This is a genomic window from Rhodococcus sp. BP-261 (assembly GCF_019835205.1).
In the GTDB taxonomy this organism is placed as follows: domain Bacteria; phylum Actinomycetota; class Actinomycetes; order Mycobacteriales; family Mycobacteriaceae; genus Rhodococcoides; species Rhodococcoides kyotonensis_B.
Genome location: NZ_JABUCO010000002.1, coordinates 317707 through 334303, shown reverse-complemented (window position 1 = coordinate 334303; position 16597 = coordinate 317707). Strand labels below are relative to the sequence as shown.

Genomic DNA, 16597 nt, shown 5'->3' with positions numbered 1-16597 from the left:
TTAGAGAGTGTCCCGAAGCGGTTCGTGGGCGCGGTCGGTGATGGTGCTGACGGCGATGAGCGTGCCGATCGCGGTGATCACCGCGTAGTAGGCAGGGACGTAGATTCCGAAGTGGGGGATGAGCCAGGTCATCAGCAGCGGAGCCGTTCCACCGAACAGAGCGGAGGAGATGTTGTACCCGAGGCCGTACGCGGAGTAGCGAACGCGGGTGGGGAACAGCTCCACGATCAGGATGTGGATGACAGCAGTGTGTCCGGCGAAGATGACGGCCATGACGCAGGCGCCTAGGACGGCGAGGGCGACGTTGCCGGTAGCGATGAGTGCGTAGCACGGGATGCCCGCGACGGCCATGGCCGCAGCCGCTCCGGCAATGACGTTCTTTCGACCGATCCGGTCCGACAGCGCGCCCATGAACGGGATTGCAATGCAGATCGCGACCAGCGATGCGGCGGTGACGAGCAGCGCGGTGCCGGTGGAGAATCCGATGCTCTCACCCTTGAGAAACGTGGGCATGTACGAGAACAGGACGTAGTAACCGGAGCCGTTCATCAGCGGAATGAACAGGGCCAACAGCATTGCCTTGCGGTGCTCGGGGGTCGCGAATGCTTCCTTGAGCGGGTTCCGAGACAGACCGCCTTCGGCCTTGAGCTTCTCGAAGTTGGGGGTGTCGCTGATTGCACGACGGATGTACCACCCGGCGATGCCCATCGGAATTGCGACGAGGAACGGAACGCGCCATGCCCAACTCGCGACGCCGCCGCCGTCGATCGCTGCCTCGTTCAGCCAGGGCGACATCGCGAAGGCGACGAGCGTGCCGGTCAGCAGAGCGAGGAACGATGCGATCTGGGCGTAGCTGGTGATTCGACCGCGCTTGTTGTCCGGAGCGTGCTCGGCGAGGAACGTCATCGCGCCTGCAGCCTCGCCGCCCACCGAGAAGCCCTGCATGATTCGCAGCAGGATCAACAGCGCGGGAGCAGCGATTCCGATGGCCTGGTAGGTCGGAAGCAGACCGATGCCTGCGGTGGCGACGGAGATCAGCATGATGACGAACACCAGCATCTTCTGTCTGCCGATGCGGTCACCGAGGATGCCGCAGACCACGGCGCCGAGCGGTCGGATGAAGAACGAGATGGCGTAGCCCGCGAACACGAGCATCAGGGCATCCGACGACTTCGAGACGTCGAAGAAGACGATGGCCAGCGCCGTCGCCATGAAGGCGAAGATGCCGTTGTCGTACAGCTCGACGAAGATGCCGACACATCCGGCCAGGACGACCTTGCGAATCTTGGTCGTCTCCGGTGCCGGGGGTGCGGTGCCTGTGTCCGGGGTGAGTGCGTTTGTCATGCTGACTCCAGTGTGAGTGCAGAGCTGGGTAGTGGTCCAGGGCCGACGTGAGTCGGAATGCCGAGCGCGGTGAAGACCGTGTGGACTCTCGACCGCACTGCATCGATGTCGGATTGCCGTCGTCGGTGCGCAGCGACCGCGCTGTCGATGCCGGTACGGGTGAAACGGACGGTGTGGCCGGGTCGAGCCTGGCCGAGTAGTGACAGGCCGATCGTGGTGACGACGGCGAGCACCGGGTAACCGGCAGTGACCCCGCGTCCTCGATGGAGGACGAGAAGTTCGTTACCGGCGGGAACCTCGACGGCTCCGATCGGAACACCGCGGGACAACATCTCCGTCGCCGCGGTGCGTTCGGGAAGCCGATGGCCGTCGGGTGGGGCCAGGCGAAGTCCGATGTGATTGCTGGCGACACCGACGGTGAAGGTGGTGTCGAACAGCCGTGTCTCGGTGCCACCGAAGTCCCCGATGTCGGGGCCGTCGGTGACGGGAACGTCCCAGTGGTCGCCGAACCGGGGGCGGACGGCGCCGAGACGAAAGACGGGGATGTCGAAATAGGGATGTCGTATCGGAGGGCAGTCGACATCGATCTCGATCGTGTCTCCCGATGCGAGGTGATTGCCGAACCCGAGCACGGAATCCGGTGCGCAACTGTTCATCAGCGACCGCGCGTGCACGGCACCGTGCACGGCGATGTAGACGCGCAGCCCATGACGGATCCGTGTGACGGACAGCGTCGCGCCCGCCGGAACCACCACGGGTTCCCACTGCGCGGCCCGAACGCCGTCGACGCGAACCTCGGCCGGGGCGCCGGTGACAGCGACGAGTATGTCGGTGCTCGGCACCATGGCGAAGTCCAACGCCATGAGTTCCATCAACGGTGCAGTGGGTTCGCTCGCGACGAGAGCGTTCGCGACCTCGGCACTGTACTGATCCGACGCGCCACCGGTCATCTGCCCGACACGGCTCGCGCGTCGCCGTCCGAGGTCGGTGACGGCGGAGATCCCAGGCTGCAGGATCGTCAAGGTCTCAGCCATCGATGCCTCCTGCGTATGCGTCCCACTCCGCAGCGTCGATGGGTTCGAAACGAAACGTGTCTCCCGGGGCGAACGGCGACAACGGGCTCGACGTGAGGTCGACCAGTTCGACAGGTGTGCGGCCCAGAACCTGCCAACCGCCGGGTGCCGGTCGGGCGGATACGACGGCCTGACGCCCCGCGACGGCGACAGCTCCGGCCGGAACACTCGGGCGTGGACTGGACCGTCGAGGAATGGGAAGTTCGAACGCAGGCCCGTCGAGCATGGGCGCTCCGCCCGGAGACCCGAAGCAACGCATGGTGAGCGGCTCGGAGGAGTGGATACGGACGACCTCGTCCGTGCTCACTCCGAGTACCGAGGCGACAAGCTCCAGATCGGGACCGTGAGCACCTCCGTAGACGACCGGAACGACGAAGGACCGCGGTGCGCGATGCTCTGTGTCGCCACCTGCCTGCGCTGCGGACTCGACGGCCCGCCGTACCGCGTCGTGTGAGGTTGTCACGCAATCGAATTCGACGAGCAGCGCGTCGTAGGTCACGATCGCGCCGAACACGCCTACGGGACTGCGAGCGTCGAGGGTGGCCGCCAGGGCGTGTACCCGGGCCCACTTCTCTTCCGTCGTCGCCGCCGACGACGTGACTCGCAGTGCCGAGTCGCCGCAGTCGGTGATGGTCAAGCCCGTCATGCCGGACAGCGATCGCGGCGCACGGTGTCCGAATGCAACCCCCGAATCTCGACGCCTGCCGCGTCGAGAGCAGCTCGAATGGCTGCGGCGGTGCGGACTGCACCCGGGTTGTCGCCGTGCAGTAGAACGGTATCGGCCGCGATGGCGATCGGTGTGCCGTCGACCGCGTCGAGAACACCGTCGACCACCATGCGCACCGTGCGAGCCACCAATTCGTCGAGGTCTTCGATCACGGCTCCCGGCTCGGTGCGCGGCACCAGGGTGCCGTCCGGTCGGTACGCGCGATCGGCGATTCCGACGATTCCGACGCGTACACCTCGCGTGCGGGCCTCGTCCGCGAGGCAACCGTCCTGCGCCATGACGATCATGCTCGGGTCGAGGGCGCAGACGGCGTCGACGACCGCGGTGGCGTAATCCGGTCGTGTCGCAACGAGATTGCCGAGCCGGCCGTGCGGAGCCACGTGCGTGACCGACGTACCGTGCGCCGTCGCGAACGCCTGCAGGGCACCGATTTGGTACAGGACGTCCGTTCGTACCTCGTCGGGCGTCAGATCCATTGCGCGACGGCCGAATCCGGCCAGATCGGGGAAGCTCGGGTGCGCGCCGACGGCGATCCCACGTTCGACGCAACGCCGAACGGTCAGGTCCATCGTGCGCGGGTCGCCTGCATGGAAGCCGCAGGCGACGTTCGCCGACGTGAGCAGGTCGAGCAGCGCCTCGTCTTCGCCCATGGTCCATGCGCCGAAGCTCTCACCCAGATCGGCGACGAGGTCGATTCTGGAAACCATCGCTTCCTGCCTTTCTGCCTGTCGAAGTGGAACGTCAGGTGACGGCGGGCTGTACGCCCGGTGCCGCATCTCGTTGGAACGGACGCTACGCAGGAACGACGATCGAGCGTTAATACCCGTTCGCAGTGATGTAATAGCAAAGGCTTATGCTGGTTCACCTGGGAATATGCGGGACCCGCGTGTCGGATGCACGTGAATCGCTACAGCGCTGTAGCTCATCTGAAACGGTGAGGAAACCTTGTGCTGAACCGATAGGAGAGAAGAACAAACAGTGGACACACGACGGCTGTACTCGTTCGTTCGCATCGTCGATGCCGGCAGCATCACGCGCGCAGCGGACATCCTCCACATCGCCCAGCCGGCGCTCAGTCAACAGATGACGGCGTTGGAGTCGCACTTCGGGCAGCAGCTCTTGATTCGCAGCAAACAGGGCGTCGAACCGACCGACGCAGGAAAGGCGTTGTACCGACACGCGCAGGTGATTCTGCGGCAGGTGGAGAGCGCACAGGCCGAAGTCAGTGTCGTCGGAAGGGAATTGGCCGGCGGCGTGTCGGTGGGACTTGCTCCGTACAGCACCGTCGCTGCGATCGCGCTGCCGCTGCTGACGGCGGTCCGTGCGCGGTACCCGTCGATTCTGTTGCATATCAACGAGAATTTCGGCGGTGTGCTCAGTGAAGCAATGATGACCGGCCGCATGGACATGGCTCTGCTCTACGACGCGGGCCCGATCAAGGGCGTCACGTTCGAGAGGCTGCTGACCGAGGAGTTGATGGTGGTCGCGCCGTCGGGAACCGGTCTTCCCGGCGAAGTCGGTAGCGCCGTGTCGTTGCTCGACCTGCTCGAAGTGCCGCTGCTGCTTCCCGGCCGGATGCACACGATCCGCAAGGTCGTCGGAGCAGCGTTCGAATCCGCTCTGGCACAACCGAAGATCGTGGCGGAGGTCGAATCGGTGACCCTGATGGGTCAAGCCGTCAGAAGTGGCCTCGGCGCGACGGTGTTACCGCTGTCCGTGGCGCGCAGAATGATGAACGTTCAGGGGCTGGAGCTGCGACGGATCGAACCGGTCATCGAAGTGCAGGTGTCGTTGGGGACACCCGCGAACCAGCCGCTGTCCAAACCCGCCGAAGCGGTCCGTGAGGTGCTACGGACGGTGTTGGCGGAGTACGTCGCCGCCAACACCCGTCCGCCCGAACGAGGTCAGTAGCCCCGGTTCGGGTCGATCTTGGCTACCAATTCGCTTCCAGCGCAGCGAAGTTCGACGTTACGTGCGATGTGTGCAGCCAGCGCCGTCGACAATCCGGACGCTGGGTTCGCGACGTGAGGTGTGATGATCGCGTTCTCGAGCGACCACAACGGGTGCTGGTCGGGGAGTGGTTCGGGATCGGTGACGTCGAACGCGACTCCGCCGATCACTCCGTTCTTCACTGCGTCGACGGCAGCATCGGTGTCGACCAGTGCCCCGCGCGCCACGTTGACCACCCACGACGACGGCTTCATGCGGGCGAACGCGGACGCGTCGACCAGATGCGCGGTTTCGCTCGTCGCAGGCGCGGCGATCACGAAATGATCTGCGTTGGACCAGACTTCGTCGACACGGTCGGCGGGCAGCGTGAGCGCGGCGCCGTCGACCGGAACCCCCGAGCGCGTCACCGCCAGCACTTTCGCGCCCGCTGCGTGCAGGAACGGGATGAGTGCCCGGCCGATGCCGCCGCACCCGACGATCGCGACGGTGCTTCCGTCCAGCGTCCCGACTCGCGGGTCGAATTCGTCCTTCCGCCAGGAGTCTGCCTTCAGCTGCTCGGGCAGGTGTCGGACACCGGCCAGCAGCAGCATGATGGTGTGTTGTGCGACCGTGCGGGAATAGGCGCCGGCGGCGGACGTCCACGTCCTCTTCTCGTCGACGATCCCTGCGTCCAACCAGGACTCGACGCCCGCCGACGAGAGCTGCACCCAACGGATCGAGTCGGGCAGATCACGCGGGAACGAATCGGGACCCGCCGTCCACACCACCGCGTCGGCGTCGTCGAGCGGTGCGAGGACGCCTCCCGCGCCGGTGATCGCGTCGGCCAGTTCGGCATTGTGCGTCGGGCCGAGGTGTATACGTACAGGTGCCACGAGAGATCTCACTTCTTCTGGACGAAACGGTTGGTGTGTGTCAGACGACGGCGGTCATGCCGCCGTCGACGTACAGAATCTGGCCGTTGACGAAATCGGATGCGGGCGAGGACAGGAACAGCAGCGAACCGACCAGTTCCTCGGTACGGCCCCATCGACCGGCAGGCGTGCGCGCGGCGAGCCAGGCAGTGAATTCGGCGTCGTCGACGAGCGCGCGCGTCAACTCGGTGTCGAAGTAACCGGGCGCGAGAGCGTTGACCTGAATACCGCGCGGAGCGAGATCCGCGCACATACCGCGGGTCAGCATCTTCAACCCGCCCTTGCTCGCCGCGTAGGGTGCGATGCCTGCCCGTCCCAGTTCGCTCTGGACCGAACAGATGTTGACGATCTTGCCGTGCCCGCGATCGACCATCGCGCGTGCGAACTCACGGCCGACGTAGAACGCACTGGTGAGGTTCGTATCCAGTACCCGACGGAAATCGTCGTCGGGGAACTCGAGCAGCGGAGCGCGATGCTGAACGCCGGTGTTGTTCACGACGATCTCGACCGGGCCCACCTCGGACTCGATACGCACTGCTGCCGCCGCGACCTGGGCCGAGTCCGTGACATCGAATGCGTCGGCGCGGACGTCGGCTCCGGTCGCCTCGGCGACTTCGTCACGAGTGCGAGACAGTGCGTCGGCGTCGCGCCCGTTCAACACGACGCGCGCGCCCGCCTCCGCCAGCCCGGTGGCCAGCGCGCGGCCGATGCCTCTGCTCGATCCGGTGACCAGTGCAACCTTGTCGCGCAAGTCGAAAACCTCATGGCCGTGCACGTATCACGCCTTCCGTGGAGAGATGTCGTGGTCTCGGCGCTGCCGAGGTGTCTGTCGATACATCCTGCCAAGCGACATTCGGTGCGCAAGGCCGACGGGCATACCTATCGGGTCTGACGTCATACGCGGCGCCTCGTCGGCAATGTGATTGAAGATGAGACGAGCTGGGTATCACCTGCTCAGGCGCGAGCCGAATGAGACGAACACCTGGAGGAGATCGGTGGAGAACAGCAGGTCGGGGTCCGAGACGAACGCAGTGCAGTCGTGGTGGGACCAGACGATGGCAGTGTGCAGGCGTCCCGCAGACGCTACGGCGGACGTGACGGTGCGGCAGGAATTGCAGCTCGCGGGCGCGTCGGACCGCTAGGTCATCGCTGCCGACGGGTCTTCCTCGGTGATTCCAGCCCCTCCAGAACGAGGCAGAGATACTGGTCGGCGAGCTGCTCGGCCGACAGCTTCCCCGACGGGGTGAACCATCGGACGGCTACCCACACCGAATCGCGCAGGAAGCGGTACGCGATGATCGGATCGAGATCGTCGCGGAAGTCGCCCTGCGCGATTCCGTCTTCTATCACCTTGACCCAGATCTGCCGGACGTCGGTCTCGGCCTTGGTGAGGTACGAGAAGCGAGGGAACTGGGACAGGTAGTTGCGTTCGTTCTGAATGACCGTGATGGCTGCTCGGTGCGGACCGAGGGAGACGAACGCGGCGAGGATCAGTTCGCGCAGTGTCGTTTTCGGATCGAGATCGCGTCCGGCGATGTCCCGGTAGGTGGCCATGAGACTGTCGAGATAGCTCGTCAGTATCTCGTCGATGATGGTTTCTTTGGAATCGAAGTGGTGGTACAAGCTGCCCGACAGCACGCCTGCCGCGTCCCCGATCTCGCGCACGGTCGTCGATCGAAAGCCGCGCTCGGCGAACAGTTCTGCTGCGATGTCGACGAGAGCCTGACGGCGCGTCGAACCCTGGGATGCCGGGTCGGTCGCGCGCCCGTTCTTGCGGCGCCGCGGTGCCGCGGGGCTCCGCGAGGGTTCGGTCGATGCAGCCATGCGCAAATTATCCACTCTCCCCGCCCGAGCGTTAGCTTGGGGGCAGTTCCGATGAGAAGCCTGCGTCCTCGGCGAGCGCCGCGACGTGCGTCCCCGGCGAACCGAACAGCAGAGAACTCGCATGAGCTCGCTTGAAGAACAGGTGCATGTCGTGCTCCCAGGTGATCGCGATCCCGCCGTGTAATTGCACGCAGTCGGCGGCGACGGCTCCGAACGCGTCGGAACACCAGACCTTGGCGACCGAGACGTCCGGGTTCGACGCACCGTGTTCGGTCGTCGACTGTGCCGCGACATAGGCTGCGGCTCTGGCCGATTCGACGAGTACGTGCAGGTCCGCCATCCGATGAGCGAGGGCCTGGAAGCTGCCGATCGGCCGTCCGAACTGGGTGCGCGACGTCGTGTAGTCGACGGTGAGTTCCAGGCACCGAGCCGCAGCTCCGACCTGCTCGGCGGCGAGCAGCACCGTCGCACAGGACAGGGCATGATCGACGGCTCGCACCGGATCGGCGGCGGCGATGGGCCGAGCGTTCGCGTCGTCGAACGTGACTCGATACAGAGCTCGCGTCGGATCCAGTGTGCCGCCGTCGGATACGGCCACACCGGGGGTGTGAGCGCCGACCTCGAACAGGCCGGGATCGCCGTCGTTCGTCGCGAGAACGACGAACGTATCGGCAGCACCGGCGTCCAGGACGTAGTGGGCGGTACCCGTCAGCGTCCACTCGTGCTCGAGCCTCGCCTGAACCCCGAGGCGTGCGCCGGACCAGCGGCCGCATTCGTCGGCGAGGCACGCCGACACGACGGTCGCTCCTGTTGCGATCCCGGGGAGGAGTCGCGCCCGAGCGTCGTCGTCCGTCGAGGCGGCCAGGAGAGTTGCTGCAAGACACGCCGTTCCGAGCATGGGGGACGGGGTGAGCATGCGTCCCAGTTCCTCGGCGACGACCGCCGCATCGATCAACGAGCCCGCCGCACCGCCGTGCTCGTCGTCGATCAGCAGACCGCCCACTCCGATCTGCTCGCACAACGTCGTCCACAGGTCGCGGTCGAATCGGTCGGGGGTCGTTGTCGCGGCACGCACATCCGGCGATCCCGACCTCTTGGACAGCAACGCGCGCACGGATTTCGCGAGCATCGTCCGATCGTCGTTCAGTATGTTCACAACGACTCCAGCACGATCCGTCGATGCGCGGACGGCGTTCCCCACGCAGAACGCAACGCGTGGACCATTCCGATCCAGAGCGACAGGTCGCATTCCCTCGTGTATCCGATCGCGCCGTGAACCTGCAGCGCGGTCCGGCTCGCCCGGTACGCGGCATCGGTGCAGGCGACCTTGGCGGCAGAGACGTCGCGGCGTGCGTCCACCGATCCCGACCCGACGGACAACGCTGCCCCCATCAGGAGCGGACGAGCCATCTCCATCTCGATCGCGACGTCCGCCAGCGCGTGTTGAACGGCCTGGAACGTCCCGATGGAACGGCCGAACTGCCGTCGGGACTTCGCGTACTCGACCGTGGTGTCGAGAAGCGCCCGGCCTGCGCCCGCCAACTGCGCGGCGCACGCCAGTGACCCGTTCAGGCTCAGGACGACCTCGGCCCCGTCGTCGAGCGCCGACACGGTGTCGGAGGCGCGGAGGTGTCCGAGCGTCCGCGACGGATCGACCGACTGGACCGCGGCGTCGACGACGGCCGTCCGGACGTTGCCGTTCTCGACGAGAAGCAGCAGATCGGCGACGCCAGGGTCGGCGGCACGCGGCATCGACGGCGGCAGTGCCGAGGAGGCGATGAGCTCACCGGACGCGAGTGCGCTCAGCCAGGAATCTCGCCGATCGAACGTCGTGTGTGTCAACAGCACGGGCACGACGGCGATCGACTCGACGAGCGGCCCGGGGACCGCCCACCGACCGAGTCGCTCCATCGCCACCACCATGTCGACGGGGTCCGCGCCGACGCCGTCGTGATCGGCGTCGATCGCGAGGCCCGTGACTCCCAGCGCGGCAAGTGACCGGAACAGCCGCCGCACCGGCCCGGTGTCACCTGCCGCCAGAGCCCGGGACACGCGGGGTACGTCGGCAGCGGCGAGCATCGAATCGAGCGAGGCCGCGAAATCGAGTCTCGACTTGTCGAGAACGAATCTCATCGGTGTGCCTTCGGCAGGCCCAACAGTCTCTCGGCGATGACACCCCGTTGAATCTCGTTGGTGCCGGCGTAGATCGGGCCGGACAACGAGAACACGAAGCCGTCGGTCCACGGTCCGCGTACTTGTGCGTCTGTGCCCAGCACGTCGAGCGCGGTTTCGTGCAGCGCGACGTCGAGTTCGGACCAGAACACCTTGGTGAGCGAGGATTCCGCGCCGAGGCTGCCGCCGTCGGCCAACGTCGTCGCCGTCCCGAACGTGTGCAGCCGATAAGCCTGGGCACCGATCCACGCGTCGACGACGCGGTGGGCCACGGCGGTGTCCGACGCATCGCCGTGCTCACGGAACAGCCGGACCAATCGATCGGCCGCGGCGACGAAGCGTCCCGGGCTGCGCAGGGACATTCCGCGTTCGTTGCTGGACGTGCTCATCGCGACGCGCCAGCCGTCGTGCACTGCGCCGAGGACGTCGTCGTCCGGGACGAACACGTCGTCGAGAAAGATCTCGGCGAAACCGGATTCGCCGTTCAACTGCGGAATCGGTCGGACGGTGACGCCGTCGGCCGTCAGCGAGAACATGCAGTACGTCAAACCGCGGTGGCGCTCGGCCGCCGGGTCGGACCGGAACAACCCGAAGGCCTTGTCGGCGAACCCGGCCCTCGAGCTCCACGTCTTCTGTCCGCGCAGCAGCCAGCCGCCGTCGGTCCGGTGCGCAGAAGACCGGATTCCGGCCAGGTCGCTGCCTGCCTCGGGCTCGGACCACGCCTGTGCCCATATGTCGTCGGCAGCTGCCATCCGGGGGAGAATCCGTCGCAGCTGTTCGTCGGTGCCGTGCGCGAACAACGTCGGGGCGAGGAGAAAGATGCCGTTCTGGGAGACGCGACCCGGAGCTTCGGCCGCGTAGTACTCCTCCTCGAAGACAAGCCATTCGAGCACCGACGCGTCCCGGCCGCCCAGGTCTCGCGGCCACGAGACCACCGAATAGCGATGTCGGGCAAGCATCCGTTCCCATTCGCGATGGGCCTCGAAACCGTCGGCCGTGTCCATCGACCGCAACGGCCGTTCGGGGATGTTGTCCCGCAGGAACTCTCGCACCTCCTCGCGGAAACGAACTGTGTCGGAATCGAAGTCGAGGTCCATGCGCTCACGTCCTTTCGCGTGCAGCTGCGGACGTCTTCATGGACCTGGCATCCATACCGCCCAACGAATCCGAATCGACCTCGGCATTGTGCGAGTGCGCGAAGTGGTGCAGACCGAACACCGAATCCATCCCGGCGCGAAGTCCCATGATGTCCTCGCACTGATTGACGGCCTTCTTCGTGAGCGCCAACCCGAATCCGGGCATCTCGCCGATCTGCTCGGCGAGCGTCGACGCCGCGTCGTGCAGCTCGGCGCGAGGAACGACCCGATTGATCATTCCCCACTCGAGTGCCTGCTCGGCCGTGAACCGCTGGCCGGTGAACAGAATTTCCTTCGCGCGACGTGGCCCGAGGACCCACGGGTGCGCGAAGTACTCGACGCCGGGGATACCCATCCGCACGACGGGATCCGAGAAGAATGCGTCGTCGCTCGCCACGATCAGGTCGCAGACCCAGGACAGCATCAGACCACCGGCGATACAGGCACCGTGCACGGCAGCGATGGTGGGCTTCGGTATCTCCCGCCACCGCCTGCACATTCCGAGGTAGACCTCCATCTCCCGTGCGAACCTCTGGTCGCCGCCCGCCTTGCGCACGTGGTCCCACCACAGCACCGCTCGGTTCTCGTAGTGCGCGTCGACGTCACGGCCCGGCGTACCGATGTCGTGTCCGGCCGAGAAGTGCTTTCCGTTGCCCGCCAATACGATTGCTGCGACGTCGTCGTCCTCGACCGCCGTGGTGAATGCGCGGTCCAACGCGTAGGTCATCGCCGAATTCTGTGCATTGGAATATTCCGGTCGGTTCATCGTCACGAGCGCGACCCGTCCGCGGGTCTCGTACGTGACTACCTGGCTGTCGCTGGTTTCGGTCATGTCGACTCCTGGCTGAGCAAGGGCTTGGTTTGTTAACGTACCCGAATGGACAACGTCGCGGGAAGGTTCGGCGGATTCGAGGACACCTCCGACGACGAATTTCGCCGTCGCGTCCGAGACTGGCTGCGCGACAACCTCGCAGGCGATTTCGCGGCGGTGAAAGGGATGGGAGGTCCAGGACGTGAACACGAGGCGTTCGACGACCGAGTGGCGTGGGAGCGTCACCTCGCTCGGTCCGGGTGGACATGCATCGGCTGGCCCGTCGAGTACGGAGGACGCGGCGCGAGCCTCGAACAGCAGGTGATCTTCCACGAGGAGTACGCGCGGGCCGACGCGCCTGCCCGCGTCGCGCACATCGGAGAACAATTGTTGGGGCCCACCCTCATCGCCTTCGGAACCGACGCGCACCGTGCTCGATTCCTTCCTGGCATCGCGAGCGTCGACGAGCTGTGGTGTCAGTGCTATTCGGAGCCGGGCGCCGGATCCGACCTGGCAGCGGTGTCGACGTCGGCCACTCTGATCGACGGCGACTGGGTGATCGATGGACAGAAGATCTGGACCTCGCTCGCCCACGTCGCCGATTGGGCGTTCGTGATCGCCAGGACGGACAAGCGATCTCGTCGACATGCCGGTCTCTCGTACCTGCTCGTGCCGATGAAGCAGGACGGTGTGACCGTTCGGCCGATCAGACAACTGACCGGAACATCGGAGTTCAACGAGGTGTTCTTCGACGGTGCCCGAACGGACGGCGACCTCGTCGTCGGGGAACCCGGGCGCGGCTGGGCGGTGGCGATGGCCACCTTGGGATTCGAGCGCGGCGTCTCCACCCTCGGTCAGCAAGTCGGATTCGCTCGGGAATTGTCGGACATCGTCGACATCGCGCACCGGAACGGGGCCGCCGACGACCCTGTGGTGCGCGAGAAGTTGATTCGCGCGTGGATCGGGCTGAAGGTGATGCGGGCATACGCGTCGTCGACGCTCGGGGGATCGGGCGAGCACGGTGAGGCGTCGGTCTCGAAGCTGCTGTGGGCGACCTGGCATCGCGGACTCGGCGAATTGGCCATGGAGGTCGTCGGTGCGCCGTCGGCGATGGCTCCGAACGACGACCTGGACCGACTGCAGCGGCTGTACCTGTTCAGCCGCGCCGACACGATCTACGGCGGCTCCAACGAGATACAGCGAAACATCATCGCCGAGCGAGTGCTCGGACTTCCACGAGAGGCACGACGTTGACCACACGCCCACCCGGCCCCCTCTCGATCGCTCCCGTCGAAACGCCCGGTCACGGTCTGCTGACGGATCGTGTCGTTGTCGTCACCGCCGCCGCGGGCACCGGAATCGGAAGTGCCACGGCGCGTCGCGCCCTCTGGGAAGGGGCCGACGTCGTCGTCTCCGACGCGCATCCCCGGCGACTGGAGGCCACGCGCGACGAACTCGTGGGGTTGGGGCTCGGCGCGGTGACAGCGATCGTCTGCGACGTGACCGACACCGGCCAGGTCGACGCGCTGATCGACGGCGCAGTCGACGCGTTCGGGCGGATCGACGTCGTCGTCAACAATGCCGGGCTCGGTGGTGAGACGCCCGTCGTCGACATGACGGACGATCAATGGTCGACCGTGTTGAACGTGACGTTGAACGGGACGTTCCGGTGCACTCGGGCGGCGCTGAACTATTTCCGGGGAGTCGATCACGGCGGCGTGATCGTCAACAACGCCAGTGTTCTCGGGTGGCGTGCACAGCACGGTCAAGCGCACTACGCGGCGGCCAAGGCCGGGGTCATGGCCCTGACTCGGTGCAGTGCGATCGAGGCCGCCGAGTTCGGAGTGCGCATCAACGCCGTCGCGCCCAGCATCGCCGCTCATGCATTCCTGGCCAAGGTGACGTCGGAGGAACTGCTCGATCGGCTCGCAGCGGACGAGGCGTACGGGCGCGCCGCCGAGCCGTGGGAGATCGCGAGCACGATCGCATTCCTCGCCAGCGACTATTCGACGTATCTGACGGGCGAAGTCGTGTCGGTGTCCAGTCAGCGGGCGTGACCGGTCCGTCAACGAGCGCCGTAGACGGGAACCGGATCGGCTGCGGCCGTGAGGATCTCGTGCACACCCTTCCCGATGTCCGCCGGGGCCCACCGTGCGCCGTTGTCGACCGACGGGCCGTGGCGCCACCCTTCGGCCAGTCGGATTATTCCGCCTTCGACCTCGAACACGCGTCCCGTCACGTCCTTCGACTCGGTACTGCCGAGCCAGACGACGAGGGGTGAGACGTTCTCGGGCGCCATGGCGTCGAATCCCGATGTCGGCGCGGCCATGTCGTCGGCAAAGGCGCCTTCCGTCATGCGTGTGCGTGCCGCGGGCGCAATGGCGTTGACGGTGACTCCGTATCGCGCGAGTTCGCTCGCCGCAACCAACGTCATGGCCGCTATGCCGGCTTTGGCGGCCGCGTAATTGCCTTGCCCGACGCTTCCCTGCAGCCCGGCACCCGAACTCGTGTTGACGATGCGCGCGTCGACCGGTCGTCCCGCCTTGGACTCAGACCGCCAGTACGCGGCCGCATGGCGTAGCGGCGCGAAGTGACCCTTGAGATGCACGCGAACGACGGCATCCCATTCGGCTTCCTCCAGGTTCACCAGCATGCGGTCACGGAGGAAGCCTGCGTTGTTGACGAGCACGTCGAGTGACCCGAACGTCTCGATCGCCGTGTCGATCACCGTGCGAGCGCCTGCCCAGTCCGCGACGTCGCTGGTATCGACGACGGCGTCGCCTCCACGTAGGCGAATCTCGTCGACGACGGCCTGCGCCGGACCCCCGGACGCCGTCGACCCGTCCAGCGCGACGCCGAAATCGTTGACCACGACCTTGGCGCCCGCGGCCGCGAATGCGAGCGCGTGTGCACGCCCGATACCTCGCCCCGCCCCGGTCACGACGACGACGCGGTCTCGGCACAACCCTGTCATGAAGGTCCTCCCTCGGGTTCTCGATCTCTGTCGGCATTCGACGCGCCCAGGAATGCGGGCCGCTCACCGCCTCCGTGTACTGCGAGCATCGTTCCGGTGATGTACGACGCGGCCGGGGACGCCAGAAAGACGGCAGACGCCCCTACGTCGTCGGGCGTCGCGAGCCGCCCCAGTGGGACGGTATGCGCCACGGCATCGAGGCCGTCCGCGTCGCCGTAATGCAGCGCACTCCGTTCCGTGGCCACCATCCCCACGGTCAGACCGCTGACGCGAACCTTGGGAGCCCACTCGACGGCGAGCGACCCGGTCAGATTCTCCAAGCCGGCTTTCGCCGCTCCGTACGCGGCCGTCCCGGGCGACGGGCGTCGCGCGCTGACGCTGCTCACCATGATGATCGACCCGCCCGAATCCTGTTGCTGCATGACGTGATTCGCAGTCTGCGCGACGAGCAGTGGGGCAAGGAGGTTGAGTTCCACGATCGACCGGTGGAAATTCGGACTCGCGTCGGCGGCCAACGCGTAGGGGGAACCGCCCGCATTGTTGACGACCGCGTCCAGGCTGCCGTGCCGTTCGACGATCGTGGACACGAGATGCTGCACGTCGTCCTTCCGCCGCACGTCGCATCGCAAGAACTCCGCGTGCGCCAGGCCGTCCAGGACCGGGGATTCGGGTTCGCGTCGCGCACACGTGACGACGACATACCCCGCTCGGAGAAATGCGCGTGCGATTCCGGCTCCCACGCCGCGTGCGCCGCCGGTGACCAGGGCAACCTTGCCGATGCGAGCTGATTCCACGTCTGTCTCCCGTCGGGCTGAGAAATCGCCGAACCGTCCGAGTTCGTTGGATCTCCGTGTTAACTTACCAAGCACATGCTTGCTTTGTCGTCGAACGTGAGGATCGATCGTGGCAATCACTGCAACCGAACCCGAGCCGGGAATAGCCGTCGTCACCATCGACTACCCGCCGGTGAACGCGCTTCCCGTGCAGGGCTGGTTCGACCTCGCGGACGAGGTGCGTGCCGCGGGTCGCGATGCAGACGTGCGGGTCGTCGTACTTCGCGCCGAGAATCGCGGATTCTGCGCCGGCGTCGACATCAAGGAGATCGAGAAGTTCTCTGGCTACGACCATCTCATCGGCGCCAACAAGGGCTGCGCCGCAGCATTTTCCGCGGTCTACGAATGCGAGGTGCCCGTTGTCGCTGCGGTGCACGGCTTCTGCCTCGGCGGTGGAATCGGTCTCGTCGGAAATGCGGATGTCGTCGTCGCCTCCGACGACGCGACGTTCGGAGTGCCCGAAGTCGACCGCGGCGCGCTCGGAGCCGCGACGCACCTGGCGCGGTTGGTGCCGCAGCATCTGATGCGCACGCTCTACTACACGGCTCGACAGATCGACGCCGCGACGCTGCAGCACTTCGGGTCGATCTACGACGTCGTGCCCCGCGACGATCTCGTCGAGGCAGCCTTTCGCGTCGCGCGCGAGATCGCGGCCAAGGACACGCGCGTCATTCGCGCCGCGAAGGAAGCGCTCAACGGAATCGACCCGCAGCAGGTGCATCGGAGTTACAGATTCGAGCAGGGATTCACATTCGAGCTGAATCTGTCCGGCGCTGCCGACGAGGCCCGGCGAGCATCGCTCGACAACAACTTCCGCGCGCCGACCGAGAAGGGATGACGGA

At 66.1% G+C, this 16597-nt stretch carries 18 protein-coding genes; 5 read left to right on the top strand and 13 right to left on the bottom strand.

Translation table 11 applies throughout. The annotated features are described in order from the left end of the window. From HQ354_RS03825 to HQ354_RS03810, 4 genes are read right to left on the bottom strand one after another with little or no spacing between them, the layout of a single operon-like run. Nucleotides 1-1344 (bottom strand): MFS transporter, encoded by a 1344-nt coding sequence (locus HQ354_RS03825; RefSeq protein WP_222634187.1) that lies wholly within the window; start codon nucleotides 1342-1344, stop codon nucleotides 1-3. Then, nucleotides 1341-2378 carry a biotin-dependent carboxyltransferase family protein gene (locus tag HQ354_RS03820; RefSeq protein WP_222634186.1) on the bottom strand — a complete coding sequence of 346 codons (1038 nt, stop codon included), beginning with the start codon at nucleotides 2376-2378 and terminating at the stop codon, nucleotides 1341-1343. Before HQ354_RS03820 ends, HQ354_RS03825 begins: the two co-directional genes overlap by 4 nt. Beyond that, entirely contained in the window at nucleotides 2371-3063 is a 693-nt protein-coding gene (locus tag HQ354_RS03815; RefSeq protein ID WP_222634185.1) for an allophanate hydrolase subunit 1, read from the bottom strand. The genes HQ354_RS03820 and HQ354_RS03815 overlap by 8 nt, the downstream gene beginning before the upstream one ends. Further along, complete coding sequence (locus HQ354_RS03810) at nucleotides 3060-3851, bottom strand: LamB/YcsF family protein (protein ID WP_068431311.1); 792 nt, start codon at nucleotides 3849-3851, stop codon at nucleotides 3060-3062. The genes HQ354_RS03815 and HQ354_RS03810 overlap by 4 nt, the downstream gene beginning before the upstream one ends. Nucleotides 3852-4122: 271 nt before the next feature. Here HQ354_RS03810 and nac point away from each other — a divergent pair, with 271 nt between their 5' ends. Continuing rightward, nucleotides 4123-5055, top strand: coding sequence for a nitrogen assimilation transcriptional regulator NAC (gene nac, locus HQ354_RS03805; RefSeq protein ID WP_174551498.1), 933 nt, complete (start codon nucleotides 4123-4125; stop codon nucleotides 5053-5055). Here nac and HQ354_RS03800 read toward each other — a convergent pair. Together HQ354_RS03800 and HQ354_RS03795 are read right to left on the bottom strand one after the other, a co-directional pair. Next, the gene (locus HQ354_RS03800; protein ID WP_254303646.1) at nucleotides 5049-5966 is read right to left on the bottom strand and encodes a D-isomer specific 2-hydroxyacid dehydrogenase family protein; all 918 of its coding nucleotides are present in this window, start codon (nucleotides 5964-5966) and stop codon (nucleotides 5049-5051) included. The genes nac and HQ354_RS03800 overlap by 7 nt on opposite strands. A gap of 40 nt (nucleotides 5967-6006) precedes the next feature. Next, a complete protein-coding gene (locus tag HQ354_RS03795) occupies nucleotides 6007-6780 on the bottom strand; it encodes a glucose 1-dehydrogenase (protein ID WP_068431305.1) in 774 nt (257 codons plus the stop codon). Nucleotides 6781-7000: 220 nt separating this feature from the next. Between HQ354_RS03795 and HQ354_RS03790 the strand changes: the two genes are divergently transcribed. After that, on the top strand, nucleotides 7001-7147 hold the full coding sequence (locus HQ354_RS03790; RefSeq protein ID WP_157105421.1) for a hypothetical protein: 147 nt from the start codon (nucleotides 7001-7003) through the stop codon (nucleotides 7145-7147). Between the two features lies 1 nt (nucleotide 7148). On the opposite strand, the gene HQ354_RS03785 is transcribed toward HQ354_RS03790, so the two are convergent. Genes HQ354_RS03785 through HQ354_RS03765 form a run of 5 tightly spaced genes read right to left on the bottom strand, consistent with a single transcriptional unit; the run spans nucleotide 7149 to nucleotide 11969 of the window. Beyond that, nucleotides 7149-7829 carry a TetR/AcrR family transcriptional regulator gene (locus HQ354_RS03785; RefSeq protein ID WP_068431302.1) on the bottom strand — a complete coding sequence of 227 codons (681 nt, stop codon included), beginning with the start codon at nucleotides 7827-7829 and terminating at the stop codon, nucleotides 7149-7151. 31 nt (nucleotides 7830-7860) lie between these two features. After that, nucleotides 7861-8985, bottom strand: a complete 1125-nt coding sequence (locus HQ354_RS03780; RefSeq protein ID WP_222634184.1) for an acyl-CoA dehydrogenase family protein — start codon at nucleotides 8983-8985, stop codon at nucleotides 7861-7863. Continuing rightward, the gene (locus tag HQ354_RS03775; protein ID WP_222634183.1) at nucleotides 8982-9962 is read right to left on the bottom strand and encodes an acyl-CoA dehydrogenase family protein; all 981 of its coding nucleotides are present in this window, start codon (nucleotides 9960-9962) and stop codon (nucleotides 8982-8984) included. The genes HQ354_RS03780 and HQ354_RS03775 overlap by 4 nt, the downstream gene beginning before the upstream one ends. Next, nucleotides 9959-11098: an acyl-CoA dehydrogenase family protein gene (locus HQ354_RS03770; RefSeq protein ID WP_167675975.1), complete on the bottom strand. Its 1140-nt coding sequence runs from the start codon at nucleotides 11096-11098 to the stop codon at nucleotides 9959-9961. Before HQ354_RS03770 ends, HQ354_RS03775 begins: the two co-directional genes overlap by 4 nt. A gap of 4 nt (nucleotides 11099-11102) precedes the next feature. Then, nucleotides 11103-11969, bottom strand: coding sequence for an enoyl-CoA hydratase (locus HQ354_RS03765; RefSeq protein ID WP_167675973.1), 867 nt, complete (start codon nucleotides 11967-11969; stop codon nucleotides 11103-11105). 45 nt (nucleotides 11970-12014) lie between these two features. On the opposite strand from HQ354_RS03765, the gene HQ354_RS03760 reads away from it, so the two are divergent. Together HQ354_RS03760 and HQ354_RS03755 are read left to right on the top strand one after the other, a co-directional pair. Beyond that, nucleotides 12015-13202 carry an acyl-CoA dehydrogenase family protein gene (locus HQ354_RS03760; RefSeq protein WP_068431292.1) on the top strand — a complete coding sequence of 396 codons (1188 nt, stop codon included), beginning with the start codon at nucleotides 12015-12017 and terminating at the stop codon, nucleotides 13200-13202. Further along, entirely contained in the window at nucleotides 13199-14005 is an 807-nt protein-coding gene (locus HQ354_RS03755; protein ID WP_068431291.1) for an SDR family oxidoreductase, read from the top strand. The genes HQ354_RS03760 and HQ354_RS03755 overlap by 4 nt, the downstream gene beginning before the upstream one ends. An 8-nt stretch (nucleotides 14006-14013) precedes the next feature. Here HQ354_RS03755 and HQ354_RS03750 read toward each other — a convergent pair whose 3' ends face one another. Together HQ354_RS03750 and HQ354_RS03745 are read right to left on the bottom strand one after the other, a co-directional pair. Further along, on the bottom strand, nucleotides 14014-14922 hold the full coding sequence (locus HQ354_RS03750) for an SDR family oxidoreductase (protein ID WP_068431284.1): 909 nt from the start codon (nucleotides 14920-14922) through the stop codon (nucleotides 14014-14016). Beyond that, nucleotides 14919-15716: an SDR family oxidoreductase gene (locus tag HQ354_RS03745; protein ID WP_308115110.1), complete on the bottom strand. Its 798-nt coding sequence runs from the start codon at nucleotides 15714-15716 to the stop codon at nucleotides 14919-14921. The genes HQ354_RS03750 and HQ354_RS03745 overlap by 4 nt, the downstream gene beginning before the upstream one ends. Nucleotides 15717-15825: 109 nt before the next feature. Here HQ354_RS03745 and HQ354_RS03740 point away from each other — a divergent pair, with 109 nt between their 5' ends. Next, on the top strand, nucleotides 15826-16593 hold the full coding sequence (locus tag HQ354_RS03740) for an enoyl-CoA hydratase family protein (protein ID WP_068431279.1): 768 nt from the start codon (nucleotides 15826-15828) through the stop codon (nucleotides 16591-16593). Nucleotides 16594-16597 lie beyond the last annotated feature (4 nt).

What these genes read in the sequence shown, in the direction of transcription:
- HQ354_RS03825 (WP_222634187.1), bottom strand. Translation starts at nt 1,344, where the DNA reads ATGACAAACGCACTCACCCCGGACACAGGCACCGCACCCCCGGCACCG.
- HQ354_RS03820 (WP_222634186.1), bottom strand. Translation starts at nt 2,378, where the DNA reads ATGGCTGAGACCTTGACGATCCTGCAGCCTGGGATCTCCGCCGTCACC.
- HQ354_RS03815 (WP_222634185.1), bottom strand. Translation starts at nt 3,063, where the DNA reads ATGACGGGCTTGACCATCACCGACTGCGGCGACTCGGCACTGCGAGTC.
- HQ354_RS03810 (WP_068431311.1), bottom strand. Translation starts at nt 3,851, where the DNA reads ATGGTTTCCAGAATCGACCTCGTCGCCGATCTGGGTGAGAGCTTCGGC.
- HQ354_RS03785 (WP_068431302.1), bottom strand. Translation starts at nt 7,829, where the DNA reads ATGGCTGCATCGACCGAACCCTCGCGGAGCCCCGCGGCACCGCGGCGC.
- HQ354_RS03775 (WP_222634183.1), bottom strand. Translation starts at nt 9,962, where the DNA reads ATGAGATTCGTTCTCGACAAGTCGAGACTCGATTTCGCGGCCTCGCTC.
- HQ354_RS03770 (WP_167675975.1), bottom strand. Translation starts at nt 11,098, where the DNA reads ATGGACCTCGACTTCGATTCCGACACAGTTCGTTTCCGCGAGGAGGTG.
- HQ354_RS03765 (WP_167675973.1), bottom strand. Translation starts at nt 11,969, where the DNA reads ATGACCGAAACCAGCGACAGCCAGGTAGTCACGTACGAGACCCGCGGA.
- HQ354_RS03760 (WP_068431292.1), top strand. Translation starts at nt 12,015, where the DNA reads ATGGACAACGTCGCGGGAAGGTTCGGCGGATTCGAGGACACCTCCGAC.
- HQ354_RS03750 (WP_068431284.1), bottom strand. Translation starts at nt 14,922, where the DNA reads ATGACAGGGTTGTGCCGAGACCGCGTCGTCGTCGTGACCGGGGCGGGG.